A 25,877-nucleotide genomic window follows, 5' to 3' on the forward strand; every position below is an offset into this window, starting at 1 on the left:
CCGGGGGCAAGCCGCTTTCTATGGCAAAAGATGCGAGCGAGAGGTGCGTCCTTTCCTACTTGTTGTGCGTGTCCCTCAGCTTGCTGACCAGGTTGACCAGGTCCTTCGCGGCATCCTCGCTGCCCGAGACGACCAAGACGGTGTCATTGCCGGCAACGGAGCCCTTGACCTCGGGAAGCGCGGCGGCGTCGACTGCGGCGGCGACACCAGGGGCGGTGCCGGGCTGCGACTTGATGACCACGAGGTTGCCAGCCCTCTCCACGTCGCTCACGAACTCGGAGACCATGCGCTGCAGGTGAAGGTCCTCGGCCAGCACGTAGATGCCCTCCGCGAGCTTGCGCAACCCCATGTCCGCGATGTCGCGCGAGACCGTCGCCTGAGTGCAGTTGTAGCCGATGGACTGAAGCTCATCCACCAGCGCCCGTTGGGTGCGGATCGACTTGCCCCTCACGATGTCCCTGATGGCATCCTGCCTGTTGTTGCGCCTCTTGACCACTACTCGTCCTCCCAATATGCATGCGTCGACGAGCGACGCGATTCTCACCCTTTACGCATATGCGATAAGGTTTTCTCACAAACATGTTTACTTTGCTCCAGCATGTAAATAAAAGTCAAGAAGTATTGGCTAAACGCACAAGGTGCTTCGATATGCGCAGGCCATCTCCTTACCGGCGCGGTGGCCACGCGACGCCCTTCCCAACGCGACCCAGGCAGCACCGTCAGCCGCAGCGCCGCCGACCCATGGGACCAGGATACTAGCACCTTGCCTGGCCAGGCCTCCGTTAGCCGCTCCCCTGGCACCCGTTCTGACAGCCTGCCGTAATATGTGATGCACGTGGTGCGATTGCGCACGTTCCGGGCGCGTCCGCCAGAGTGCTACGGAGGAATCGAAATGGCCAACTCCCCAGACCCAAGACGACGCCGCGGCTCCTCGGGCCGCTCGGCCAGGTCCGCCGCCCAGCGGCAGAGCGAGCAGCGCTACGGGTCAACCAACAGCAGGGACTACTCGCGCTCCAGGCAGGGGCGCACCCTCAAGGGCACGTCCCACCCCAGCCAGAGGAACCAGGGCCGCTACCGCAGCGAGCGCAACTACCGCTCCATCGCGGGCCATGACACGGGCTACTCGCTCAAGTCGCACCGCATAGGCTTCGAGCGCGGCTCGGGAGGGCTGCTGGGCCGCCACGGCCTCAACAATCGCTCGCTCCTCCTGCTCCTCGCCGGGCTCGTCGTCATCCTCGCCCTCGTGGCGGGGGTCTCGAGCTGCGTCAGGAGCTGCTCCTCCCCCGCACAGCCCAACCAGGGCGACCAGACCTCACAGGCGGAGGGGGGCAACTCCCTCGACTCGCGCGTGGCCGCCGGCGCAAGTGACGACCTCACGGCCAAGTTCTCGACCGCCCTCGACCACGGCGAGAAAATCGCCCAGATAGCGGCCAACGCCAACAAGTACCCGGACGAGCGGCTCTGCGAGCTGGCCCTCCTCGAGCCCGACGCCATCGACTTCGTGACGGCGGTCCCCACGGCCGAGAAGAGCGCCCAGGCCTACCAGGACAGCGTCACCCAGGGCACGTTCCCCGAGCTCTACGACTGGGACATCCGCTGGGGCTTCGTGGACTACGCAGGCAGCAACATCGGCGTCAACGGCTCGGGACCGACCTCCCTCGCCATAGCCTACATGGGCCTCACGGGCAAGTCCGACAAGACCCCCGCCGACCTCGCTGCCGACGCGACGAGCGGCAGCTACGCCACCAACGAGGACATCGCGACCAAGACCGACTTCTTCGCGAGCGAGGCCCAGAAGCTGGGGCTCACCCTGCACGAGTACACGGCCTCGGGAGAGAACCTCTCCACCATCCTCGCGGACGGCCAGGAGGTCGCGGTCATCGTCCAGCTCGCGGCGAACTTCGACAGCCCCTACGTCCACTGGGCCGTCGTCGTAGGCATCAACCAGGACGGCTCGGTCATCCTGCGCGACCCCAGCTCCAAGCAGGCCTCCTCGCACGGCTGGGCGGCCGGGACCATCGGCTCCAACTCCTCGGTCTTCTACGCCCTCAGCTACGACGGCGGGTCGTCCGCGACGGAGGGCAACTCCTCCGGCGAGTAGTCCCACGAACGTTCTGGCCCATGCCCCGGGCGAGGGGGACTCACCTCTCGCCCGGGGCATCTCCATGCGTGGCGGCAACGGGGACCCACGCCAGAGGGACCGTGCCCGAAGGCACCCTGGCCCCAACCAACGAAGGGCCGGGCCGCCAACCAGGCGACCCGGCCCCACAAGCTGCCCGACGCCATCCGTCAGGCAGGTCAGACGATGTCTTCCCGCACCCTACGAGAGGAGCGCCTCGGAGGCCGCCTGGAGCTTGTCCCTCACGGCCTCGGACTCGGCGCGCGTGGCACCCTTGGAGAAGAGGTAGGCCTTGACCTTGGGCTCGGTCCCCGAGGGACGGAAGATGACCTTGTTGTCGTCCTCCAAGCGGAACTCGATCACGTTGGCGGGAGGCAGCACCTGCGCCTCCTCCTTCTGCAGGCCAGAGACGCGCGGCATCTGGGCGCCGGTGGCGTAGTCGGTCATGCCCACGACCTTGAGGCCGCCGATCTCCGCCGGTGGGTTGTCACGCAGGCCCTGCATGATGCCCGCCATCTTCTGCGCCCCGGCGGCACCGGGGAAGGCGGCGTTGACCGTGCCGTTGAGGTAGTAGCCATACCTCTGGTACAGGGCCTCCATGGCCTCGTAGAGGTCCATGCCGCGGGACGCGTAGTCGGACGCCATCTCGACGCACATCTCGACCGCGACGATGGCGTCCTTGTCGCGGGCATGGGTGCCCACGAGGTAGCCGTAGGACTCCTCGAAGCCCATGAGGTAGCGGTCCTCCTCGCCCTCGTCCTTGAGCTGGTCGATCTGGTCACCGATGTACTTGAAGCCGGTGAGCACGCGTCTGAGCTCGAAGCCCTTGTCACGTGCGAGGGCGTCGGGCATCGCGGACGAGACGATGGTGGTGACCGCGACCTTGCGCGCGACGTCCTCGCCGTTGGCCTCGGCCATGTTGGCGAGCCAGTCCATGAGCAGGACGCCCATCTCGTTGCCCGAGAGCAACTTGTACTCGCCGTCGTGCGGGATGGCGGTGCCCATGCGGTCGGCGTCGGGGTCGGTGGCGACCAGGAGGTTGGGCTTGACCTCGTCGGCGAGCTTCAGGCCGAGCTCGAGCGCCTCGCGGAACTCGGGGTTGGGGTACTTGCAGGTGGGGAAGTTCCCGTCTGGCTCAGCCTGCTCCGGGACGACGGTCACGTTCTCGACGCCGATCTCCTTGAGAATGCGCGTGACACACTCCATGCCCGTGCCGTTGAGCGGAGTGTAGACCACGGAGTAGCTCTCGTCCGCCTTGAAACCGGGGACCGAGACCTTCTTGATGCTCTGGATGAAGGAGTCCAGGACCTCCTCGGGGGTCCACTCGATCAGACCCTTGGCCAGGCCCTCCTCGAAGTCCATGCGCTTGACGTCCTCGAAGGGGTCGACCTTGGCGATGTTGGCGCTGATTTCGTCCGCTGCCTCGTCGGTGATCTGGCCACCGTTGTCGTTGTAGACCTTGTAGCCGTTGTACTGCGCGGGGTTGTGGGAGGCCGTGAGCACAATGCCGGCAGAGGTGTGCAGGTAGCGCACCGCGAACGAGAGCGTGGGGACGGGCTCGATGCGGGGGTAGACGTACACGTGGATGCCATTGGCGGCAAGGACGCCCGCCGCGACCTTCTGGAAGTCCTCCCCCTTGAGGCGGGAGTCGCGGGCGAGCGCGAGCGTGGGCTTGTCGTAGTGGGCGTTGAGGTAGTCCGCCACGCCCTGGGTCGCCTGGGCAACGACGTAGACGTTCATTCGGTTGGTGCCCACGCCCAGGACGCCGCGCAGACCCGCGGTGCCAAAGGCAAGGTCGCGGTAGAAGGCGTCGTTCAGGGCCTCGTCGTCGGATGCCAGCCCCTCGAGCTCGGCCTTGAGGTCAGGCTCGCTGACCTTCTCCCTCCAAAGCTGGACCTTGGCCTGCGTGTCCTTGTCCATGTGCTTCTCCTTTGGGTCGACCTGCTGCGCTCTCGCGCCCAATATGTACCTTGCCCATCATGGTAGTCGTTGGGGGGCACCTCCGGGGTCGCGGCCGCGCCAGAGGGGCGGCGCATGCCGCGGGCGGGGAGCGGAGCGAGAGATGGCAGGTGCGTGCCGCGCAAACCGCGGACAGACTGCGCGGGTCTCGGCCTTTCCCCAGCCCAGCAGAGATTCGCGCGCAAACCGCAAGCGACCTGCGCGGCAATGGCCCCGGAGTCTCGTCTGCGGCGCGCAAGCCACGGACAGTCTGCGCGCAATCTCACGTTTTCCCAGCTCGGGAGAATTTCGTGCGCAACCTGGCCCCAGCCTGCGCGCCAGCCTCCCGGCGTGGCGGGGCATGTGGCTTTGGGGAGCACCCGACGATTCCCAGAACGGCGAGAGGAGCCCAGCTATCATGGTTCGCACCTACATTCCACGGGCGAAAGGTGACCCGATGAACGCCGAGCCAGGCCCCACCACCCAGACAGCCACAGAAGTCCCCGACGAAGGCGACGTGCGCCGCGAGACAACCGGAGGCCTCGAGTTCTTCGCGAGCTGCCCCTCCGGCTTCGAGCGGCTGCTCGCCGACGAGCTCTCTGGCCTGCAAATCCAGCAGCTGCGCCCCCTCAGGGGCCAGGTCGGCTTCGTGGGCGGCCTCGAGGACGCCTACCGCGCCTGCCTCTGGTCCCGCATCGCCTCCCGCGTCGTGCTGGTCCTCGCCCGTGCGAGCGCGCGCGATGCCGACGCGCTCTATCAGGGTATCTCCGAGATTCCCTGGGAGGAGCAGCTCCTCCCCAGCTCGACCGTGGCCGTGGACGCCCACGGCACCAACTCCCAGCTCAGGAACACCCAGTTCGTGGCGGTCAGGGCAAAGGACGCCATCGTCGACCGCATGCTCGCGCGCGCCGGGGCGCGACCTGACGTCGACACCTCGCACCCAGACCTGCGCGTGGTGGTGCGCGTCTCACGTGAGCGCGCGACCGTGGGCATAGACCTCAGCGGAGAGGCGCTCTTCCGCCGCGGGTACGAGGCCGCGCGTTCGCCGCGCGCGAGCATCGCGCCCCTCAGGCCCGACTACGCGGCCGCCCTCCTCGCGGCGGGCGGCTGGTTCCGCAGCTGCCGCCGCGACGACCCCACGCTCGCCGTCGCGCACTCCGGGGCGGGCACCCTGGTGGTCGAGGCGGCCGCGCAGGCACTTGACCGCGCCCCGGGGCTGCTCAGGCGACGCTGGGGCTTCCAGGGCTGGCTTGGGCACGACGAAGAGACATGGCAGCGCCTCCTCGCCGAGGCCCAGGAGCGGGCGGAGCTCGGCCAAGAGCGCGTGAGCTCGGGGCGGACGCAGCTCGTCCTTCTCGCCTCCGAGTCCCGTAGGGGCGCACTCGACTCCGCCCGCCAGGCGCTCCGCGCGGCCGGAATGGACGTCGAGCTCCGCATGGGCAGCCTGTCATGGCTGCAGGAGCTCCTCGAGGGCCACCGCTCCGAGCGGAAGGGCGGATTCTCTCCCCTGCTCGTGGCCGACCTGTCATGGCTTGCCGAGGACGAGGTCGCCGTGCAGGCGTCATCGCTGGCGGACGTCGTCTCGCTGTCGGCGCTCGCTGACGACCGGTCGCGGCTCGTCGTGCTGGCGAAGGACGCCACGGTCGACGCCGTCCTAGGCGCTAGCCCTGCCAGCACGAGCGAGGTCTACGTGGGTCAGGACAGGGCGAGCGTGCGCGTCTTTGCCGCCGAGGCGCTGGGAGGGGCGGCCCGGGAGCGCCCCCAGCTGACCCTTCCCGACGGTCAGAGGGTCCCCGTGCTGGTGCCCGCCAGCGACCAGTTCGCCGCGCGCCTTGCGAAGGTCGCCCGGCTCCGGCGCAAGTGGGCGCGGCGCGAGGACGTGAGCTGCTACCGCGTCTATGACGCAGACCTGCCCGACTACGCCGTCACCATCGACCTCTTCCAGGGCTCCGAGCTCATGCCCGCGCGCAAGGGCAGGGGGCGCTGGCTGCAGGTCTTCGAGTACGCCCCACCGAAGTCCGTCGACCCCGCTCTCGCGCGCATGAGGCTCCTCGACGTGTTGGCCATCGCGCCGCGCGTCCTGGACGTCCGCCACGAGGACTGCTTCGTCCGCGTGCGCACCCGCGCCCGTGGCGGCTCGCAGTACGCCGACGAGGCGTCTGCGGGCCAGGACGCTCGCCGCGAGCGCGTCTATGGGAGGGAGAGGGACGCGCACGCTCGACAGGACCACCCCCGCCGGCCGACGCTCCCCAAGGGCGCGCACCTTGTGGACGAGGGTGGGCTCACCTTCGAGGTCAGCTTCTCCACCCGCCTGGACTGCGGACTCTTCCTCGACAACCGCGAGACCCGTGCCATGGTGCGCGAGATGGCCAAGAAGACCGAGGGCTCGAAGCGCTTCCTCAACCTCTTCGCCTACACCGGGTCCGCCACCTGCTACGCGGCGGACGGGGGCGCCAAGCACACCACGACCGTGGACATGAGCCGCCCCTCGCTTGACTGGGCCCGCCGCAACATGGAGCGCAACGGCTTCGACGGACCGGAGCACGAGTTCGTCCAGGCGGACGTCATAGGGTGGGTGAGCGAGCAGAGACGCACCGCGAACCGCTGGGACCTCGTCTTCTGCGACGTGCCCACCTTCTCGAACTCCAACCGCATGCGCGGGAGCTGGGACGTGCAGCGCGACCATGCCGAGCTGCTCATAGGCCTGAGCCGCATCCTGACCAGGAACGGCCGTGCCGTCTTCTGCTGCAACCTGCGCGACTTCAGGCCCGACGTGGAGAAGCTCCGCCGCTATGGCGTGGAGCTCGAGGACGTGACCGCGCAGACCATCCCCGAGGACTTCTCGCGCAACCAGAAGGTGCACCACTGCTACGTTCTGCGGCGCGTCGCCACGGAGTCGCGCGCGTAGGGCCGTCGGCCCATAGGAGCGACCTGACGCGAGGGATCCCGCGCATGGCGACCAGTCAGGACGTCGCCCATGCGGCATGGCCAGGGCACCGATAGCGACCATGTGACTAGGCGCGAGCTGGCATCCCTCGCATAACGAGAGTGGTGGGCTCCGTGCCCGCCCCCTCGGAGCTATGTACTAGGCCCTCGATCGAGCCGGCGCGCCCCTCTCGCCCATTCCCTGGACTCCATGCTGATTTCAGCTATGTAATATCGTGTTACATAACTAGGATCCCATTGACTATAACTATAAAGTCTTTATAGTTAGGGAGAGGGAATGCCGAAAGAGCAAGAGGTCCGAGAGGTGATCAGACGTCTGAGGCGCGAAGGTTGGGACGACGAGCCGGGTCGTGGCAGTCACATCGTCTTTCGCAGGTCAGGATGAATGATCACCGTCCCCACGGCGAAGCGCGAGATTCCCGTCGGCACGTACCGAAACATCGCCAAGGCGGCAGGCTGGATCTAGGGAGCGAAGGGGTTGGTTCGATGAGGGACTATGTCTTCATGACCGTGCTCGAAAAGGACGAGGAGGGGGGCTATGACGTCAGCGTCCCCGACCTCCCCGGCTGCTTCAGCCATGGCGACACGCGCATGAGGGCGCTCGCAAGCGCCGCTGACGCCATGGCCACCTACATCGCGTCCCTGCTTGTCCGCGGCGAGCCCGTCCCCGAGCCCCGGCAGGTCTCCCCTGACGACGGACGCGAGGCTGTCGCCGTGTATTTCCAGACAGACGGTTCCTACGTCCTGCCCGGCGAGCGCGTCAGCGCCGCCGAAGCCGCCAGGAGGCTTGGTGTCTCGGCGGGCAGGGTCACCCAGATGATCGCCTCCGGGATATTGGATGGGTTCCGAATCGGCAGGCACACCTTCGTGACCGTCGCCAGCATCGAGCGCAGGCTCGCAGAGGGAAGCCGGCCAGGGCGGCCCTCCGGACGGCAGCGGGCCGCCCTGGCCTAGCCCCTGCCTCTTCGGGTTCACGCCAGCTGCATGCGGGGGGCAAGCCAACGGCCTGTCCCCCGCATGCTTCGCCGCGAGCTCCGTAGGGTCGCGCGCGCCTATGCCCTCTTGTAGAAGGCCTCCATGTCGCGCGACATGGCCTCGAGCGTGGGCACGTCCACGTAGGCCATGTGCCCGCAGCCATAGAGGTGCCATTCGACCTGTCCCTTGAGCTCGGACGAGAGGAACTGGCAGCTCATGTCGTGGACCACGTTCCAGTAGGTGGTCGCCGCGTCGTAGCGCCCTCCCAAGATCGCCAACTTCATGTGGGGGTTGCGCCTCATCGCGACCGCGATGTCGTAGGCGACGTTGGGCGCGAAGCTCTCTCCGTCCTTGCCGGGCTCCTCGTGCGTCCACTTCCAGTTGACTCCCACGCGCTCGTAGTTGCTCGAGAGGTAGCGCGCCGGGCCGCGATACCCCAGCTCGTCGTGGAGGAAGCGCCTGAAGGCGCTGGTCCAGCTGGACTCCACGGCGTCGTCGGCCGCGTCCTCACCCGCGAACCAGGCGTTGCTCGACTGGACGGCCACCGGCGCGTCCGCACTGAAGCGCATGTCGAGCCGGCCGCAGACCTTCCCCTCGTCGGCCAGGATGTTGCGGCGGAAGTCGTCCAGGGTGATCCTCAGGCGCGCGCGGCGGATGTGCTCGGCGGGAAGTCCGATGAACTCGCCCATCTGGCGCGCGACCTCGTCCTCGCGTGCAGGGTCAAGCCGGTCGCCGCGCAGGAGCGCCGGAGCCAGCACGTCCTCGTTCCAGTCCATGGCGCGCTGGAACCACTCGTCCTCACCCACGCCCTGCCCCGCCTTGCCGAAGAACTGCGCTGCCGCGGCCATGGTGGGCATCATGCCCAGGTGGTAGAGGTCCTCCCCCTCCTGGACCTGGACCCAGTCGAAGATGGCCGAGAGCATGGTGACGCCGGCCAGCTTGACGTCGCGCTCGCCCAGGAGGCGCATCAGGACGGCGTTGCGCACGGTGCCGTAGGACTCACCGAAGAGGTAGACGGGGCTGGTCCAGCGGCCGTTCTCCTCCAGCCACTGGCTGATGGCGCGCGCGAAGGCGTCCGCGTCGCCGTCCACGCCGAAGATCTTGGAGGTGTCGGCGCCCTCCGCCACGCTCGACCAGCCTGTGCCCAGGGCGTCCAGGAAGACGAGGTCGGTCTGGCACAGCAGAGTGCAGGGGTTGTCCTCGACCACGATGGGATGGGCAAGGTGGCTGACGCCGTCGGTGCGCACGCGGCGGGGCCCGATGCCGCCAAAGTTGATGGGCACGCTCGCGCAGCCGGGACCGCCGTTGTAGGCGAAGGTCACGGGACGGGCGGCGTCCGCCCTGCCCTCGTCGTCCACCGCCACGTAGGTCATCGAGAACATGCGCCCGATGAGGGCGCCGGTGTCCGCGCGCACGTCCAGGTGGGCGGCCGTGCAGTCGTAGTCGATGTGCTCGCCGGCGCTCGCGCCCGAGCCGTCCCACGCGAGGCGGGCCGTCGCGGACTGGGGGGTCTCCAGGCGGGGGTCCGCCGGCACGGTCATGAAGCTGTCCTTGGGAATCCTTGTGGCCGCCTGCGGCGCGGTCGCGGCGTTGGTGGCGTCCTGCTCTGCCATCGTTTCTCCTCACTGGCCCGAGGGCCGATGCCTGGCTCCCCTCGCCTCGCACCAACGGGCGAGAGGGGCCTCACACTCATTCCCGGCCATTGTATGCGTCGGCTCGGCCACGGGGCGGGCGAGTTGCGCAAGTCAGCCTCTCACCTGGGCAAACCCGGACCTCAAGACGACATCTTCACAGCAGGGGCCCCGACGTCCAACGACGGTCCAGGTCGTGCTAGAGTTCCTCGGTTTGAACTATCCTTATCTGGTAGGCTGCCTGCGCCTTGTGCGTGGCAACCCTGCCCGGGACGCGACGCGCCACGGGCAGCGTGTCCTCGTCGGATGGAGCGTCATGATTCAAGACAAGCTTTCGGCCACCACCCCCAAGAGGCGACCGAGGTCGAGGGGCGCCGGGATTCCCCTCTCCGCCGGAATGGTCCTGGTGACCCTGGGCGTGGTGTACGGAGACATCGGCACCAGCCCCATGTACACCCTCAAGGCCATCATGGCCGACAACGGCGGCCTCGCGAGCATGCAGACCGACACGGTGCTGGGTGCGCTCTCGCTCATCATCTGGACCCTGACCCTCATCACCACCGTCAAGTACGTCCTGGTGGCCATGAAGGCCGACAACCACAACGAGGGCGGCATCTTCGCCCTCTACAGCCTGGTCAAGCGCTGCGCCAAGTGGCTCATCATCCCCGCCATGATCGGCGGGGCGGCCCTTCTCGCCGACGGCATCCTGACCCCCGCCGTCACGGTGACCACCGCCATCGAGGGCCTGCGCACCATCGACTTCTTCTATGGCATCATCGGAGAGAACCAGCACGTCGTGATCGCCATCACCATCGCGATCCTCTGCGCCCTCTTCGCCCTGCAGCGTGCCGGCACCTCCACCATCGGCAAGATCTTCGGCCCCGCCATGACGCTGTGGTTCCTCTTCCTGGGAATCACCGGCCTGCTCAACATGGGCGCCGACTTCGGCGTGCTGCGCGCGCTCAACCCCCTGCGCGGCATCACCTTCCTCTTTGACGGCAGCATCAACGCCGTGGGGCTCATGGTCTTGGGCAACGTCTTCCTCTGCACCACCGGCGCCGAGGCCCTCTACTCCGACATGGGGCACGTGGGCAAGCCCAACATCTACGTGACCTGGCCCTTCGTGAAGGTCTGCCTCATCCTCAACTACCTGGGCCAGGGCGCCTGGATCCTCTCGCAGCGTGGCAACGAGCACCTCGCCGGGGTCACGGACCTCAACCCCTTCTTCCAGATGGTCCCCGAGGACCTGCGCGTCTTCGCCGTCATCCTCTCGACGCTGGCGGCCATCATCGCCTCGCAGGCGCTCATCACCGGCTCGTACTCCATCGTCTCGGAGGCCATCCGCCTGGACCTCATGCCCCACATGAAGATCAACTACCCCTCCGAGACCCGCGGCCAGATCTACATCCCGCTGGTCAACTCCATCATGTGGGTGGCCTGCATCTTCGTCGTGCTGCTCTTCCAGCGCTCGAGCCACATGGAGGCCGCCTACGGCCTGGCCATCACGGTGACCATGCTCATGACCACCGTCCTGCTCTACACCTACCTCTCGCAGGTGAGGCGCCGGCGCGCCCTGGCCGTGGTCTTCCTGGTCTTCTTCGGCGCCATCGAGTTCATGTTCTTCTTCTCGAGCCTGACCAAGTTCTTCCACGGCGGCTACTTCACCGTGCTCATGGCGGCGGCGATCTTCGTGGTCATGTACGTGTGGAGGCGCGGCACGGCGGTCGAGCACACCCAGACCGTCTACCTGCCCGTGAACAAGTACATCGGCCAGCTGGACGCCCTGCGCAACGACGATGACTACCCCTACGTGGCCGACAACCTGATCTTCCTGACCAACGACTCCTCGACCGACAAGCTGGACCGCGACATCCTCTATTCCATCCTGGACAAGCGGCCCAAGCGCGCCAAGGCGTACTACTTCCTCAACGTGCAGGTCACCAACGAGCCCTACACCCACGAGTACATCGTGAACGACTTCGGCACCGACTTCGCCTTCAAGGTGCAGCTGCGCCTGGGCTTCAGGGTCAACCAGCGCATCAACACCTACCTCTACCAGATCGTGGCCGACCTCATGTCGTCGGGCCAGCTGCCGCCGCAGGACCACAAGTACTCGATCTACCGCGACCACAGCCAGGTGGGCGACTTCCGCTTCTGCCTGATCCGCAAGGTCCTCTCGCCCGAGTCCGACATCTCGGGCCTGAACGCCAACGTGATCGCCCTGAAGTACCTGATTCGCCGCATCTGCGGCTCTCCCGCACGCTGGTACGGCCTCGAGAACTCGAGCCTGATCTTCGAGCACGTCCCCCTGTTCGGCAAGTCCAAGCGCCAGCACAAGCTCACCCGCATCGCCGGCGTGAGCAGCACCGGCAGCATGCGACCCGTCACGGCCGAGGAGGCCGTCGAGGAGGAGGGCGACATCTTCACCGACACCATGAAGAGCCAGATCGCCATCGCCGCCGAGGAGGTCGAGCAAGAGATCGTCGGTGGCGACACCGCGAGCTTCAGGCCCCTCGTGATCGACGACGAGGACGAGGAGGGCTCGGGGGACGCGGGCTACTTCGACGAGGAGGGCGAGGAGTAGGACCAGCCTTCACATGCGCGATTCAGTGACGAGAGGCACCGAGGACGCAGTCCGGTGCCTCTCGTCTTGTCGAAGACCCTTATGTCTACCTCAGGGGTCCGGCTGCCATGCCAGGGCTACGATGCGAACTCGCAGCCGCACCAGTACTCCTGCCCGTGATAGATGGCAAAGTCGTCGAATCCCAGGAGCTCCGCCTTGGATGGGGTGCCGTTGCAGACGTCGCAGAGCATGCTCTTGAGGGCGTCCGCCTGCTCCCCCATCGTAGATCGACCCGCTATGGCCCCTGAGGCGTCGAAGTCGATGTTGTCCCTCATGCGTTGGTAGGTCCGGGCGTTCCCCGTCACCTTTATGACCGGCATGAGGGGGTTCCCTATCGGGGTGCCCCTGCCCGTGGAGAAGAGCATGACCTGCGCTCCCCCGGCGGACATGCCCGAGACGGACTCGATGTCGTAGCCCGGGGTGTCCATGAGGACGAAGCCACCCTTTGAGGGCACCTCTCCGTACCGGACCACCTGCGAGACGGGATGGGAGCCACCCTTGGAGATGCCTCCCAGCGACTTCTCCTCGAGCGTCGACAGGCCGCCGCGCATGTTTCCGGGCGAGGGGTTCGCACCACGCACGTCTATGTCATTGGCCAGGAAGTCAGCCTCAAGGCGCCCCACCATCCTCAGGATGTCCTCCGAGACCTCCTTGGAGGCCGCACGGCGCGAGAGGATGTGTTCCGCGCCGATGAGCTCGGTCGTCTCTCCCATGAGGACGGTACCACCGCCGTCAATGACCCAATCGCTCACGAGACCGATGGTGGGGTTTGCCGCCAGGCCGCTCGTGGCATCCGAGCCGCCGCAGTTCGTTCCCAAGACAAGCTTGCTCAACGGCATCGGGACGCGCCGGACAAGGGCGGCTCGAGCCACCATCCCGCGGGCGATGCGCACGCCCTCCTCGACGGCCTTCAGGGAACCACCGCAATCCTGGATGGTGATGGCCGTGACGGGCTTATCGCTCATCCGAGAGATCTGTTCGGCAAGTTCCATGGGCTTTGTGCTCTCGCAGCCCAAGCCGACGAGCAGGGTCCCGAAGACGTTGGGGTTCTGGGTCAGGTTGGCAAGGCAGCGTCGCATGATCTCAATGCCGTTTCCCACCTGGCCGCACCCCTTGGTGTTCTCCACGCCAACGGAGCCTTCGACCTGCTGGGCGATGCGTCGCACCACATTGTTGGCGCAGCCCACGCTCGAGAGGACGAGCACGTGGTTCCGGATGCCCATCTTGCCGCCGGGGCGGACGTATCCGCTAATCATGCTTCCTCGTCCTTATGCTCTCCAGGTTGTGCACGTGAACGTGGCCACCCGGAAGGATGTCCTCGGTCGCCCTACCTATTGCATCTCCGTACTTGTGGACCACCGCTCCCACGTCAATGTGATGCAGGGCGATCTTGTGGAAAATACCGATCGAGTCCCGAGAGACGAGGTCGCACACGCAATTGCCGGCCCTGTCGGTCACCACGACGCGGTCGCCCATGGCGACGTCCGACAGCACGGTGGCGACATCGTCGTCGGCATGCAGGCAGAGGGCTTTGCAGGGCACGATTGACCTCCCCTTGACGCGACGGAACCAGAACGACTGGCATGACTTGAATCAGGCAGGAAGGAGCCCCTCGAGATATTCGGCAACGCCGGATTCATCGTTGGCGAGTCGGGTGACGTCGTCCGCCTGGACCCTGACCCCCTCGTCGGCGTTGACCATGGCGACGCCGACTCCGGCCTCCCTGAGCATCGAGACGTCGTTCAGGGAGTCCCCGAACGCGATGGTCTCCTCCGCAGGTATGCCGAGTCGGTCGCAAAGCCAGAGCAGGGCACTGCCCTTGCTCGCCCCGGCACTCGTGACCTCGATGTTCGCCCGCTGGGAGGTGTAGCAGGCCAGGTCCCCTCTTTCTTGTGAGAAGCCATAGACGGCGTCACGCATTCCCTCGTCCGCAAAGAAGACCGTGAGTCGCTCGACGGGATGTCCCTGGGCAACGAAGTCCACCAGCGTGGTGTCGATCTCGTTGCGGACGGAGCGGATGTATGCCACGTCGCCAGGCAGAAGCCCGAAGCCATCGAGCTTTCGCATCTCCCCCCGCTCGACATACGCCTCTCCCTCGCTGAAGAGGTCGATGTACGAAGCCGAGTGACCGACGAGGTCCAGGAGGCCGACGACCGCGTCCCGCGGGATCGTGCTGGCGCGAAGGTCCGTGTGCCCGCCGTGGGAAAGCTGGCAGACCGTGGCACCATCGGCCGTGATCGCGTAACGAGCGCCAGAGAGATTGATGACCTCCTGCGGAATGCCCACCACGGAACGACCCGTGCTGGGAACGAAGCCAATGCCGCACCCGGCGAGCCTCTGCAGGGCCCTCCGGGTGCGGTCGCTCATCTGCTTCTTGCCGTCGAGAAGGGTCCCGTCCAAGTCACAGAAGACCATCCGCGGCATCCCGGTCATCGCATTCCCCTCTCGCCAGCCAAAGTCCCTTGGCTATCGAACCTATGCCATCTGATGGACGGCCTCGTGAAGGCGACGACGGTCATCAGGGTCGTCGCTGTTGTAGTGCCTCGAGTTGACAATGTACTCCTCGATGGCGTCAAGGTTCTTGTCGCTCGACTCGATGCCCAGGTCCTCGAAGCTGAGCGGCATGTCCATGGCACGCATGAACTCCCGAAGCTCCTGCACCTGGTCCTGCTGGCCGTTGAAGTAGAGCTGGCAGAAGAGCCCGACGCCGACGATCTCGCCGTGGACGGCCTTCTGGCCCTCTTTGGTGAAGATGGTCCTCACGCCGTCGTAGATCACGTGCGCGAGCTCGGACTGCTTGAAGCTCTTCGTCGTGTTGGCGATGACGCCCGTGATGGGAACGTTCATGAACGCCACGTCGTTGAGTGCCTTGGTGGCCTCGTGCCTGCGGTTGTCTTCGATGGCCGTGAGGGCGTTGTCCTTGAGGACCCTGTAGGTGTACTCGGCGATGCTGTAGGCGCTGAAGATGTCGACGGGGGTGTCTGCCAGGCTGAGGGCGGGCTTTCCGTTCAGCATCTCGATGCGCTTGGCCATGGCGTCGACGATGCCAGCCGCGGTAAATCGGATGGGACAGTTCGCGATGACGTCCATGTCCATCAGACATGCGTCGATCTCGTGGTCGAAGCGCCAGCTGAGCTTCTTGCCGCCCTCTGCGGTGTACATGACGCTCATGCAGGTGAAGGGGGCACAGCTCGATGCCGCGGTGGGAATGTTCACCGTGCCCAGGCCCGCCGTCTCGCCGACTGCCTTGGCGAGGTCCATGATCCTGCCCCCGCCAACGCCGACGACCTCGTCGGCACCGTACTTCCTTGCCTTCTCGGCGAGCTCCTCGGCACCCTCGAAGGAGCACCATCCCCCGTAGACCTCCACCTGGGGTCTGAGCCCATCCGCCTCCATGCTGCGCATCAGGGCGTCTCCCATCGCCTCCCAGGAGTTGGGGCCGGCGACCACGAGGGGACGCCTGCCAAAACGACCGATCTCGGGGCCACATTCCGCCAGCAAGCCCCGTTCCTGGCGATACCTTCCTGCTCCGAATTTGATTGCGGTGTCCAGCTCTGTCGTGCTGCTTGCCATGTCACTCATCTCCATCCACACGGCGTGAATACTGCGAAAGCCCTCGCGTCCTTAGGAGCGAATCCCTGACACGCGTTCCGACGCCTCTCGCGCGATGCGCGTCACCTCGGAGAAGTCGCCGTCCGCGAACAGGGCGGGCTTCACCATCCACGTTCCCCCTGCCGCAATCACCGCAGGATTGGAGAGGTACTCCTCGAGGTTGTCCAGGCTCACTCCGCCCGTGGGCATGAACTTGTGCCCAACGAAGACCGAGGCGAGTGCCGAAATCGCCTTCGCACCCCCAAAAAGGTTCGCCGGGAAGAACTTCGTCACATCGATTCCCTGGTTCCTCAGCCAGGTGATCTCGGTGGACGTGACGCCGGCGGGGATGACGTTCACATGCTCGGAGAGGGCCCACTCGACGACATCGCGATCCGTGCCTGGAGAGACGAGGTACCTTGCACCCGCGTCGACGGCACGCTTTGCCTGCTCCAGGTCAAGGACGGTTCCAGCGCCAACCAGGACGCCCGGGCACTCGCGGGAAATCAGCGAGATGCACTCTGCCGCCGCGGCGGTCCTGAACGTCACCTCCGCCGCAGGAAGTCCACCCTCCTCGAGCGCACGTGCCAGGGGAACGGCATCAGCCGGATCGTCTAGCACCACGACAGGAACCACACCACAACGGGCAACGTCTTCGTAGAAGCCGTTCTCTTTCATGAATGCGCCGTCAGCCATGAAGGCCTCCCCGGAAATCGAAACTTTCCCTCTGCTATCTTCAGTATAACGAAATTATTTTTCTAATTCGAAAGAATAGGAAATTTTTTTCGTTTTTCTTCGTAGATCTACGTAAGGTGGTAGTTATCTATCGCGCGAAGCGTCCTTCTTCGATTGGGACCTCTTCTCCGCAGCTAATGCAAGCGGGTCCTTAAAGTCCTGGAACAGGACGTTCCCCCCATACCTCTCCCCCAGCGTCCTCATCTCGGCGAAGGCATTCCTTAATCTTGAGCGTGACACCCAGAGCCCAGAAAGCTCCAGGAGGAAGAACGCCTTTCCTCCGGCATCATCGAGGGCCTGCCGCTGCTCGTCGATCAGCCCCTCCACCTCGTCCGAAGGCTTGAAGCCCACGACGTCGAGCATGAGCTCATTGGAGTTGGAGGACTTGAGCTCCACGCGCTCGATTCTTTCCCAAGGCATGAACAGCGCGTCGTCTTCCTTGGTGTAGTCTGTCACACCTCGCTCGTCTGCGACGAACAGTACACGCCTCTTGGAAATCTGTCGCAGGTTGTGAATGACTCCGGCACCGAGGAGGAGCGCCACGAATGCGCAAAGCACTCGCATCACCAGAGAATCCGTCGCAAAGAACCCCAGCCATAGAACGACGAAGGCGATCGCAAGATATGAAATGGAGACCGAAGTGAGCTTGCGCACATCGGTCGAGACGATGACCTTGTCCATACCCGCACCATCCAATCTATGACTCCAACGCCTCGATGATGCCCATCACGCCCGAAAGGTCTCTGGGAGCATATCTTGCAAGGGATCCGGCAGAATGAGGATTGTCCAATGGAATGCGAACCCTGATGTCTCCGTCCACGCGTCCTTCGGCGGAGATGTCATCGAAGACGAACACGGGAATGAAGCCACCCGCCACTGCAGCCTTGATGCCAACAGCACTGTCCTCGAGCACGAGGCAACGATTCGGGGATGCCTCCAGGAGTGCCGCAGCATCAAGAAAGATCTCGGGGTCAGGCTTGCTGCGAGTCACCATATCGCCCGTCACCATCTGGGGAAAGGCATGACAGAGATGTTCGCTCGAGAGAAGGCTCTTCACCTGGTCCCTTGAGGAAGAGCTGGCCAAGGCATGGGGCAAACCACGCTCGGCCAGGTAATTGAGCAGCTCTAGAAGGCCAGGCTTCTTTCCCGGCCTGCCCCCATGCTCTTCCAAAACCTTGCGCTTTTCAGCGAGAATGTCCTTCCTCCACGTCTGGACATCGTGCTCGTCGCCATAGAGCTCATGGAGCCCTGCCACGACCGTCGGTTCGGTGCGACCGGCAAGATACATGTGGACCCGATCGTTCACCTGGAAGCCGAACTTCCTTGCCGAACGCAGGTACGCCTCGTAACCCAGCCGCTCCGTGTCCAGCACGAGCCCGTCCATGTCAAAGATAACGCCTTCGATTAGGCTCATCGGCCCTCCTCAAAACGCAGGGAACCGTTCCGGCAAAAGCTGGCCGGAACGGTTCCTGTGAGATGTATGCCTACTGGTTCCGCATCCTAGTCCTTTGCATTGACCGGAGCTTCTCCCCTGACGTAGCGTTCCACGTCGCCAACGCACTTCTCACCCATGCCATGCAGGCATTCGGCGGTATATGCCGAGATGTGCGTGGTAACGAGAACCTTGGGATGGTTGAAATAGGGGTCATCCAACGCCGGAGGCTCGTCGTGCATGACGTCGATCGCAAGGCCGGCAACCGTCCCGTCGTCCAAGGCCCTGAGCATCGCCTGTTGGTCGATGAGGTCCGCTCGAGCGTTGTCGACGACGTAGACACCCTTCTTCATCAGCGAAAGCTCTCGCTCCCCGATTATGTGGAAGGAGCTGGGATTCAGGTCCGCGTTGAGAGTCAGGACGTCGCACTGGGACACTACCGTGTCGATGTCGACGTACTCCACGCCAAGGACGTCTGCCCACATCTCGTGTTGCACAGGATCGCAGGCGAGCACGCGCATGTCGAAGCCACGGCTCAGAATCTCGACGATGCGGGACCCTATGTTTCCGCAACCCACGATACCCAGCGTCTTTCCCGACAGGCCGGACCCGATGAAGGAGGCCCTGTCAGCCCAACGGCCCTCGTTTGCTGCAACGTGGGAGTCACTGACCCTGCGCATGATGTCCATCAGGGTCGCGACCGCGCCCTCTGCCACGGCGTCACGCTCGACCTTGGGTGGGACGGTTGTCACGAGCGTCCCCGCCGCGCACGCTGCGACGACGTCGACGTTGTTGAACCCTATCCCATGTCTGCTCAGCAGGAGCAGATCCCTCTTTGCCTCGAAGAACTCAGCGTCGAAGAACGGAGTGACCGACGCAATGACGACGTTGAAGCCCTTGAGCGCCTCGGCGAGCTCGCGCCCATGAGCATCGCCAGAAACGCGGACCCGAACAACTTCGCCTATGGCCTTCAGACGATTCAGATGCTCCGGAAAGTACTGGCCGAAGGATGAAGAGTTGACGATTGCAATGCGATAGTCCATGGAGCTACTTCCCCATCCTCTTGATTGCGTCGTCCAGGCTGACCTTCTCGCTCGAGGGGATGTTCTGGAAGAACACCTCGACGCCCTTGTCCTGAACAGCCTTGAGCAGCTCTGCATCTTTCTCGTTCAGACCCACGGAGGGTATGATGCGCGTGGAACCGGGCCTGATGGCGATGCCTCCCACGTCTACGAAGGGCAGAGGTATGCCACCGTCGACGGACTTCTTGACGTAGGCAGCGCTCTTGTAGACCAGCATGAGCTTGTAGTCGCCGAACTGGTTCTTGTTCCACTCGTCGACGATTCCATCAGAGGAGAAGACCTTGATCTTCATGTTCCCCGTAGACTGCGTCGACTCGTAGATCTCCTTCATGAACTCGTCGCTCGCCGTAGCGTCATCTACGACGAAAATCGCATTGGTGCCATGTCCCTTGGACCAGACCTGCATGACCTGACCATGAATCAGTCGATCGTCGATGCGGGCGAGATTGATAACAGCCATTGTCACTATCCCTCCAGTAGAGTTGCTCTGTCCTTTTTGATGAGTCCAGCGCGCCCCGCCTCCATAGCCGTGTCAATGAGCTCGTCGATGCTCTCGATGTCATTCACGTCCTGAATCAGCTCGATCAGGAAAGGCATGTTCACGCCCAGGACAACCTTACAATCGCTTTTGCCCAAACAGGAGAGAGCGACGTTGCCGGGGCTTCCCCCGAAGAGGTCACATGCGACGATCGTCTCCGCTCCCTCGGCGTCGTTCTTGGCAAGAACGTCGAAGGCCTGCTGACGCAAATCGTCAACCGACTGTCCAGGGACCAGGCCCATGGCATCAATGAAGTCCTGCTTGCCCATGATTATCTCGACGCTCTTGACGAGCTCGATGCCGAAGTGGCCGTGGGTGATGACGAGGACCTTTCTAGCCTTCACGCCAACCTCCTAAAGGACGTTCAGAATGCCGAGCACGATCAGGACCGCCGTGTAGATCAGCATGGCCTTGGTAATCTTCAGGCCGTTCTTCTTGAAGTAGAAGTACAGGGCGACCACTGCCGCCAGGGGAATCGCACCAGGAAGGATTCCATCGAGGATCGACTGGATGGCAAAGGTCTTGCCACTCAGCTCGAACGCCAGAGGGGAAGAGAGCTTGACGTAGCTTGCGGCGAGGATGCCCATCATGAACAGGCCAAGGACGCCCAGGCCATCAATGATGGTGCGTATGCGCTCGCCCTTCATGACCTCGAGAGCAGCACGGCGACCGAGCCTGTGACCGAGCTGGACGAACGCGAAGCCGTAGAGGAACGTCGCGGTGGTGAAGCAGAGCCAGGGCAGAAGTGCGCCGGCAGCGCTGCCCTGCTGGGCAAGGGGCAGGAACATCGCGATGAAGATGTACTGCACGGTACCAGAGTCAATGGAGTCACCGATGCCAGCGAGGGGTCCCATGAGGCCGACCTTGGTGCTGTTTATGATTTCTGGCGAGATCGCCTCGTCGACCCTGCCCTCGTGGAGGGCCTTCGCGCGTTCCTCCTCAAGGGAGGCGGTGATGCCAGTGATGAGGCCCTGACCCCAAATGGCCTGGGTGTTGAAGAACACCATATGCCGCTGGTAGGCCTCACCCAGCATGACCTTGTTCTTGTAGAGCTTCTTGAGAATTGGCATGAGGCCGAAGAGGAAGGCGGGTGCAATCATGCGGTCGAAGGAGTGGGGAACCTCGTTTGCCCACCAACCGCGGAACCACGCCTTGAGGAGGTCCTTCTTGGTGATTTCCTCCGGAGCGTTCTCTTCGCCAAGCATCAGAGCCGGGTCGCCTTCGATGACGCCCTCTTCGTTCAGATAGTCCTTGTAGTCATTGGACAGGATGGTCTTCTCTTCGCTCATGGCTCATGCTCCTTTCTTTGTCGGATGGACTAGTCGTTTGACTTCTTGGCAGTGAACAGTGAGTAGAGAATTGCGATGATCACGCCAAAGACGGCCCAAGTGACTGTGGTGATCGCAGGAACGGTGATCTCCGCCTTCGAGAGGGCGCTGATGAAGGTGTTGGAGGTAACCACCAGGAAGTACGCCAGGAAGAAGAAGGGCAGCAGCGAGCGGTTGCCGATGACATGCATGGTCACGGCGATGCCAAGGGCGGCGAGGCCACCGCCGACGGTGCTGAGCACGTGGAGCACGGGACCGTTGCTGATGGAGCTCATGAAGTCAGAGATGACGGGAGCGCCAAGGTACAAGGCGATGAACATGAGGGGCACGAACAGTGCAAAGGAGATGAGCGTCGGGACCGCACCAATCCAGAAGCCGAGCTTGGCGCTGTCGCCCTCGATGGCGTACTGGTCCATCTTGCGAATGGCAAAGGTGTTCAGGAAGAAGCGGAACTGGTACAGATAGCTACCAAGCAGTCCGACGGGGACGGCGATGGCAACCGCTGCGTTGGCGTCAAGATTGCCGATGACGGCTGCGGAGACGGCAACTGCGGCAGAGATCGAGGGCTCGGAGGGGAGGGGACCGCCAGGTGCGACGACGCCCATGTAGATGAGCTGAATTGCAGCGGTGGTGACCATCGCAAGGGGCATGTTGCCCAGCACCAGACCGACCCACATGCCCGTCATGAGGGGGGAGAAACGCATGGTGAGCGTAGCGTAGCCCAAAGCACGCGACTCGACTGCCGCCACGAACAAAGCAATAAGCAGCGCTTGGATAACACTCATGTTGCTTCCTTTCGATTAGGTTCCTTGCTCATTCGCCTCAACGGCGAATGGAACTCCGAAGCTGAGGCACTTCTTCCTTGTCCCTCGCCTCCCCTCGTACGAGAGCATCCTGCGCTCGCCGCTAGTCCAGCTCCTCCCACTTGTGGTGGAAGGAAAGCTCGTGAGGCTGGTCATCGCGGTGGTAGGTGTGGGCTCCGAACCAATCTCGCTGTGCCTGGCAGAGATTTGCAGAGAGAAACTCACTCGTATAGCCATCGAAGTACATAAGGGAGTTGGCAAGGGTCGGGACATAGACGCCGGCCTCGATGGCCTTGACGACCACACGTCGCCAACCAGGCACGGCAGCCTTTATCTCGTCGCGAAACTCGTCGGTGAGCATGAGGTTCTGAACCTTGCCGTCACTCTGGTCATATGCCGCCTTGATGCGGCCGAGGAACTTCGCGCGAATGATGCAGCCCTCGCGCCAGAGTAGGGCGATGTCTCCAAGCTTGAGGTTCCAGTCATGCTCGCGGGACGCCTTGTCAAGGAGCTGGAACCCCTGCGCGTAGGACATGATCTTGCTCGCGTACACCGCCTGCTCGAGGTCCGCGAGCAACGCCCCCCTGTCCTCGACGTTCACGGCAGGCTTGTCGGCAAATACCTTGGAGGCGATGACGCGCTCGTCCTTCACGGCAGAGAGGTTACGTGCGAATACGGCCTCCGCCATGGTGGGAATCGCCATGTGCATCTCGAGGCCCTCGATTGCCGTCCACATGCCCGTGCCCTTTTGGGCGGCCTCGTCCAGGATGTGGTCAATGAGGTCGTCACCCGTGTCGGGGTCCCTCTCGCGTAGGATCTTGTAGGTTATCTCTATCAGGAAGGAATCCAAGCGGCCGTTGTTCCAGCTCTCGAAGGTGTCTGCCATCTCGGCGTTGCTCATGCCGAGCACGTTCTTCATGATGAAGTAGGCCTCGTCGATGATCTGGATGTCACCGTACTCGATGCCGTTGTGCACCATCTTGACGTACTGGCCGGAGCCCTCCGGACCGATGTAGTCGCAGCAGGGGCTGCCGTCCTCGGTATGGGCCGAAATGTCGGTCAGCAGCTTGCCAAGGTAGTTGTCATAGAGATTCTTGTCACCGCTGGGCATGATGGACGGACCGACGAGAGCGCCCTTCTCGCCTCCGGATACGCCCATGCCAAAGAAGCTGATTCCCTTCTCGGCATAGTCCGCCATGCGGCGACTCGTGTCCTTGTAATAGGAGTTCCCGGCGTCGACGACGATGTCGCCCTCGCTGAGGAAGGGAAGGAGGCTGTCGGTGACCGCATCGACCACGGGACCGGCCTTCACCATGAGGATGATCTTGCGGGGAGCCTCAAGCGAGTCCACGAAGTCCTTGAGCTCGTATGTTGCGGTGACCTTGTCCTTCTGGGCCTTCACGCGACTCTCCATGAAGTCCTTGGTCGCCTCGCCGTGACGGTTGTAGACCGAGACGGTATAGCCATGATTGGCGATGTTGAGGGCAAGACTCTGGCCCATCACTCCCATTCCGATGATTCCCACGTAACTGCCCATGGCGCTCCCCTTTCAAAGAGATCCTTCTGGACAACGCAAACCACACATGAACTCCTGAGACTCGTCATATTCTAGACTAGTTTTTTCCAATTTAGTATTTGGTGTCGAAATTTTTTTGTTTTTTGTCGCGATTTGCGGTGGCAGGTCATTCAGGCGATAATATTGCAGGTATTTTTTATAATTGCTTTTATTAAAAGCGACGTTCTACTCTTGAGATTGGACGAGCGCAATGAGCGCAACCCCTGCCGTGCTGCTCAGAATCAAGTCCTCTTCTTCGACCTTCACGCCGAAGGAGCAGAAAATTGCTCAGTTCATCCTTGCCAATCCCGTCGAGGCCTCCCGAATGACGATCAGCGAGATGGCCTCGAAGCTCCGACTTGCGGACTCGACCATCTTCAAGTTCGCGAAGCGGTTAGGCTACCAGGGATTCAGGGAATTCCGTGACGACCTTCTCGCAGATGCCTACGACCCGCAGACGTCCATCCACGAGAACATTTGCCCGGACGACGACATCCCGACCGTAACCCAGCACGTGTTCCAGTCAAGCATCAAGTCTCTCGAAGACACGTTGCGCCTGCAGGACCCCGAAGCGATATCGAACGCCGTCGACATACTCCTGGGGTCGACGCGAGTGTCATTCCACGGCTGTGGAGAGTCGAACGCAGTCGCCTATGACTCATACCAGAAGTTCCTTCGCTCTCCCCTGCGCTCCCAGTTCGCCCAAGACTACCACCTGCAGCTCATGCAGGCATCCGTCATGGGGCCGGAAGACTGCGCCATCATCATCAGCCACACCGGGCTCACCAAGGAGATGATCCACCTCTCCGCCATAGCAAAGGATGCGGGCGCGCGCACCATCGTCATCACGAGCTACCCCTCGAGCAAGCTGTTGGAGAATGCGGACGTGGTCCTCGTCTCCATCTCGGACGAGACGGGCTATCGCTCCGAGTCGCTCTCCAGCCGCATCTCCCAGCTCGTCCTCATCGACACGCTCTACACGGCAGTGATGTTCAGGATGCCCCAGGTATCAGAGACCCTGCACAAGATGCGCCGGGCGATTGCGACCACGAAGGCAGACTACTCGGGCCAGATGGACCCCCTCTAGGAGCGAGCCTAGCCCCTCCTGCCTATGGGGACGTAGGCGGAGTCCCCCATGACCGAACGGTAGGCGGGACGTATGATGCGCGCGGCGCCATAGAGCTCCTCCATGCGATGGGCCGCCCAACCGGCGCAGCGGGCCATGGCGAAGATGGGCGTGTAGAGGTCCTTGGGGATGCCTAGCATGGAGTACACGAAGCCGGTGTAGAGGTCGATGTTGGTGCTGATGGGCTTGGTGATGCCGCGCACCTCGCGCATGAGCTCGGGGCCAAGCCTCTCCACGCGGCCAATGAGCTCGAGCTTGTCCAGCTCCCCCTTCTCCTCCGCAAGCTTCCTCGCCTGCTCGCGCACGACCTCGGCGCGCGGGTCGCTCACGGTGTATACGGCATGCCCCAGGCCGTATATGAGGCCGGTCCCGTCGAAGGCCTCGCGCCCCAGGATGCGCGTGAGGTAGTCCGCCACCTGCGTGTCGCTCGACCAGTCGCCCACGTGAGCGGCTATGTCCTCGATCATCTCCCCTGCCTTGTAGTTGGCTCCCCCATGCTTGGGGCCCTTGAGGGAGCCCAGCGCGGCGGCGTAGGCGCTGTAGGCGTCCGTGCCCGAAGAGCTCAGCACGCGGCAGGTGAAGCTCGAGTTGTTGCCGCCGCCATGCTCCGCGTGCAGCATGAGCATGGCGTCGAGGAGCATGGCCTCGCTCCTGCTGAAGCCCTCGTCCCCCCGCAGCACGTCCAGGATGGTCTCGGCCATGGAGTAGCCCTCTCGGGCGGGAGGCACGCGCAGGCGCACCCCCTCGTTCGAGGCGACGTAGGCCTGGTGCGCAACGCTCGCCACGCGGGGCCAGCGGCCCAGAAGCGAGAGCGCCACGTCTATCTCGTGCTCGGGCGAGGTGTCGTCCGGGTTGCGGTCGAAGGCGTAGAGCAGGAGGGTCGCGCGCTGCAGCACGTTCATGATGGAGTGGCTGTAGGTGACGCGCGGGAAGATGTCCAGGTAGCCCTCGGGCAGCTGTCGGCGGGAGTCGATGCGCGCACGGAAGTCGTCGAGCTCCGCCTGGATGGGCAGGGCACCGGAGAGGAGGAGGTAGGCCACCTCCTCGTAGCCGAAGCGGTCGTCGGCGTGGCTTCCCTCCACAAGGTCCGAGATGGAGTAGCCACGGTACCTGAGGTCCCCGCGGTCGGGGACGAGGCGCCCGTCCACCTTGTTATAGCCGTGCACGTTCGAGATGGTGGTGAGGCCCACAAGCACCCCGGAGCCGTCGGCGTTGCGCAGGCCGCGCTTCACGTCGTAGCGCTCGTAGAGCTCGTCCGGGAGCCTGTCCGCACGCTGCATGCCTTCGTAGAGGCCATCGGACGCGGCGGGACGCCCCAGCCCCTCGGAGGGCATGGGGTAGGCGTCGGCTATGTGGCTCAGGGCGGAGGTGTCCTTCGAGGTGAGGAAGCTCCTAGCCCGATGCGTCAGGGGGCTCTTGGGCATGTCTCTTTCCACGCTCCTCTCGTCTGCCGCC

The 25,877-nt window shown here is 63.8% G+C and carries 22 protein-coding genes; 5 read left to right on the top strand and 17 right to left on the bottom strand.

The features are described from left to right. Positions 1 to 55: 55 nt before the first annotated feature. The gene (locus HMPREF1008_RS09425; RefSeq protein WP_009279636.1) at positions 56 to 496 is read right to left on the bottom strand and encodes an arginine repressor; all 441 of its coding nucleotides are present in this window, start codon (positions 494 to 496) and stop codon (positions 56 to 58) included. Between the two features lie 396 nt (positions 497 to 892). Here HMPREF1008_RS09425 and HMPREF1008_RS09430 point away from each other — a divergent pair, with 396 nt between their 5' ends. Next, positions 893 to 2,101 (top strand): hypothetical protein, encoded by a 1,209-nt coding sequence (locus HMPREF1008_RS09430; RefSeq protein WP_009279637.1) that lies wholly within the window; start codon positions 893 to 895, stop codon positions 2,099 to 2,101. A gap of 219 nt (positions 2,102 to 2,320) precedes the next feature. On the opposite strand, the gene HMPREF1008_RS09435 is transcribed toward HMPREF1008_RS09430, so the two are convergent. After that, positions 2,321 to 4,039 (bottom strand): phospho-sugar mutase, encoded by a 1,719-nt coding sequence (locus HMPREF1008_RS09435; RefSeq protein WP_009279638.1) that lies wholly within the window; start codon positions 4,037 to 4,039, stop codon positions 2,321 to 2,323. A gap of 436 nt (positions 4,040 to 4,475) precedes the next feature. Between HMPREF1008_RS09435 and rlmKL the strand changes: the two genes are divergently transcribed. Both rlmKL and HMPREF1008_RS09450 read left to right on the top strand, forming a co-directional pair. Further along, positions 4,476 to 6,965, top strand: a complete 2,490-nt coding sequence (gene rlmKL / locus HMPREF1008_RS09440; protein ID WP_009279639.1) for a bifunctional 23S rRNA (guanine(2069)-N(7))-methyltransferase RlmK/23S rRNA (guanine(2445)-N(2))-methyltransferase RlmL — start codon at positions 4,476 to 4,478, stop codon at positions 6,963 to 6,965. 524 nt (positions 6,966 to 7,489) lie between these two features. Further along, positions 7,490 to 7,957 (top strand): type II toxin-antitoxin system HicB family antitoxin, encoded by a 468-nt coding sequence (locus tag HMPREF1008_RS09450; protein WP_009279640.1) that lies wholly within the window; start codon positions 7,490 to 7,492, stop codon positions 7,955 to 7,957. Positions 7,958 to 8,055: 98 nt separating this feature from the next. On the opposite strand, the gene HMPREF1008_RS09455 is transcribed toward HMPREF1008_RS09450, so the two are convergent. Further along, positions 8,056 to 9,591: a S10 family peptidase gene (locus HMPREF1008_RS09455; protein WP_009279641.1), complete on the bottom strand. Its 1,536-nt coding sequence runs from the start codon at positions 9,589 to 9,591 to the stop codon at positions 8,056 to 8,058. A gap of 334 nt (positions 9,592 to 9,925) precedes the next feature. Between HMPREF1008_RS09455 and HMPREF1008_RS09460 the strand changes: the two genes are divergently transcribed. Further along, complete coding sequence (locus tag HMPREF1008_RS09460; protein WP_009279642.1) at positions 9,926 to 12,193, top strand: KUP/HAK/KT family potassium transporter; 2,268 nt, start codon at positions 9,926 to 9,928, stop codon at positions 12,191 to 12,193. Between the two features lie 116 nt (positions 12,194 to 12,309). Here the strand turns inward: HMPREF1008_RS09460 and HMPREF1008_RS09465 are convergent, their stop codons facing one another. The 13 genes from HMPREF1008_RS09465 to gndA all read right to left on the bottom strand — a co-directional run bounded on the left by HMPREF1008_RS09465 (position 12,310) and on the right by gndA (position 23,278). After that, positions 12,310 to 13,488: a UxaA family hydrolase gene (locus tag HMPREF1008_RS09465; protein WP_009279643.1), complete on the bottom strand. Its 1,179-nt coding sequence runs from the start codon at positions 13,486 to 13,488 to the stop codon at positions 12,310 to 12,312. Continuing rightward, the gene (locus tag HMPREF1008_RS09470; RefSeq protein WP_009279644.1) at positions 13,481 to 13,774 is read right to left on the bottom strand and encodes a UxaA family hydrolase; all 294 of its coding nucleotides are present in this window, start codon (positions 13,772 to 13,774) and stop codon (positions 13,481 to 13,483) included. The genes HMPREF1008_RS09465 and HMPREF1008_RS09470 overlap by 8 nt, the downstream gene beginning before the upstream one ends. 51 nt (positions 13,775 to 13,825) lie before the next feature. Beyond that, positions 13,826 to 14,665: an HAD family hydrolase gene (locus tag HMPREF1008_RS09475; RefSeq protein ID WP_009279645.1), complete on the bottom strand. Its 840-nt coding sequence runs from the start codon at positions 14,663 to 14,665 to the stop codon at positions 13,826 to 13,828. Positions 14,666 to 14,707: 42 nt separating this feature from the next. Beyond that, entirely contained in the window at positions 14,708 to 15,805 is a 1,098-nt protein-coding gene (locus HMPREF1008_RS09480; RefSeq protein ID WP_009279646.1) for an iron-containing alcohol dehydrogenase family protein, read from the bottom strand. Positions 15,806 to 15,856: 51 nt separating this feature from the next. Further along, positions 15,857 to 16,519 carry a bifunctional 4-hydroxy-2-oxoglutarate aldolase/2-dehydro-3-deoxy-phosphogluconate aldolase gene (locus HMPREF1008_RS09485; protein WP_009279647.1) on the bottom strand — a complete coding sequence of 221 codons (663 nt, stop codon included), beginning with the start codon at positions 16,517 to 16,519 and terminating at the stop codon, positions 15,857 to 15,859. Positions 16,520 to 16,642: 123 nt separating this feature from the next. Then, positions 16,643 to 17,239 (bottom strand): hypothetical protein, encoded by a 597-nt coding sequence (locus HMPREF1008_RS09490; RefSeq protein ID WP_009279648.1) that lies wholly within the window; start codon positions 17,237 to 17,239, stop codon positions 16,643 to 16,645. Between the two features lie 16 nt (positions 17,240 to 17,255). Next, complete coding sequence (locus HMPREF1008_RS09495) at positions 17,256 to 17,972, bottom strand: HAD family phosphatase (protein ID WP_009279649.1); 717 nt, start codon at positions 17,970 to 17,972, stop codon at positions 17,256 to 17,258. A gap of 86 nt (positions 17,973 to 18,058) precedes the next feature. Continuing rightward, positions 18,059 to 19,033: a D-isomer specific 2-hydroxyacid dehydrogenase family protein gene (locus tag HMPREF1008_RS09500; RefSeq protein WP_009279650.1), complete on the bottom strand. Its 975-nt coding sequence runs from the start codon at positions 19,031 to 19,033 to the stop codon at positions 18,059 to 18,061. A gap of 4 nt (positions 19,034 to 19,037) precedes the next feature. Beyond that, positions 19,038 to 19,532: a PTS sugar transporter subunit IIB gene (locus tag HMPREF1008_RS09505; RefSeq protein ID WP_009279651.1), complete on the bottom strand. Its 495-nt coding sequence runs from the start codon at positions 19,530 to 19,532 to the stop codon at positions 19,038 to 19,040. Between the two features lie 5 nt (positions 19,533 to 19,537). Further along, positions 19,538 to 19,954: a PTS sugar transporter subunit IIA gene (locus HMPREF1008_RS09510; RefSeq protein ID WP_009279652.1), complete on the bottom strand. Its 417-nt coding sequence runs from the start codon at positions 19,952 to 19,954 to the stop codon at positions 19,538 to 19,540. A gap of 9 nt (positions 19,955 to 19,963) precedes the next feature. Continuing rightward, the gene (locus HMPREF1008_RS09515; RefSeq protein ID WP_009279653.1) at positions 19,964 to 20,899 is read right to left on the bottom strand and encodes a PTS system mannose/fructose/sorbose family transporter subunit IID; all 936 of its coding nucleotides are present in this window, start codon (positions 20,897 to 20,899) and stop codon (positions 19,964 to 19,966) included. 29 nt (positions 20,900 to 20,928) lie between these two features. Beyond that, on the bottom strand, positions 20,929 to 21,723 hold the full coding sequence (locus HMPREF1008_RS09520; RefSeq protein ID WP_009279654.1) for a PTS sugar transporter subunit IIC: 795 nt from the start codon (positions 21,721 to 21,723) through the stop codon (positions 20,929 to 20,931). Between the two features lie 121 nt (positions 21,724 to 21,844). After that, complete coding sequence (gene gndA, locus HMPREF1008_RS09525; RefSeq protein WP_009279655.1) at positions 21,845 to 23,278, bottom strand: NADP-dependent phosphogluconate dehydrogenase; 1,434 nt, start codon at positions 23,276 to 23,278, stop codon at positions 21,845 to 21,847. Between the two features lie 229 nt (positions 23,279 to 23,507). Between gndA and HMPREF1008_RS09530 the strand changes: the two genes are divergently transcribed. Continuing rightward, complete coding sequence (locus HMPREF1008_RS09530) at positions 23,508 to 24,383, top strand: MurR/RpiR family transcriptional regulator (protein ID WP_009279656.1); 876 nt, start codon at positions 23,508 to 23,510, stop codon at positions 24,381 to 24,383. 8 nt (positions 24,384 to 24,391) lie between these two features. Here HMPREF1008_RS09530 and HMPREF1008_RS09535 read toward each other — a convergent pair whose 3' ends face one another. Then, the gene (locus tag HMPREF1008_RS09535; protein ID WP_009279657.1) at positions 24,392 to 25,846 is read right to left on the bottom strand and encodes a citrate synthase; all 1,455 of its coding nucleotides are present in this window, start codon (positions 25,844 to 25,846) and stop codon (positions 24,392 to 24,394) included. Positions 25,847 to 25,877 lie beyond the last annotated feature (31 nt).

This window comes from Olsenella sp. oral taxon 809 str. F0356, assembly GCF_000233535.1.
Classification (GTDB): domain Bacteria; phylum Actinomycetota; class Coriobacteriia; order Coriobacteriales; family Atopobiaceae; genus Olsenella_I; species Olsenella_I phocaeensis.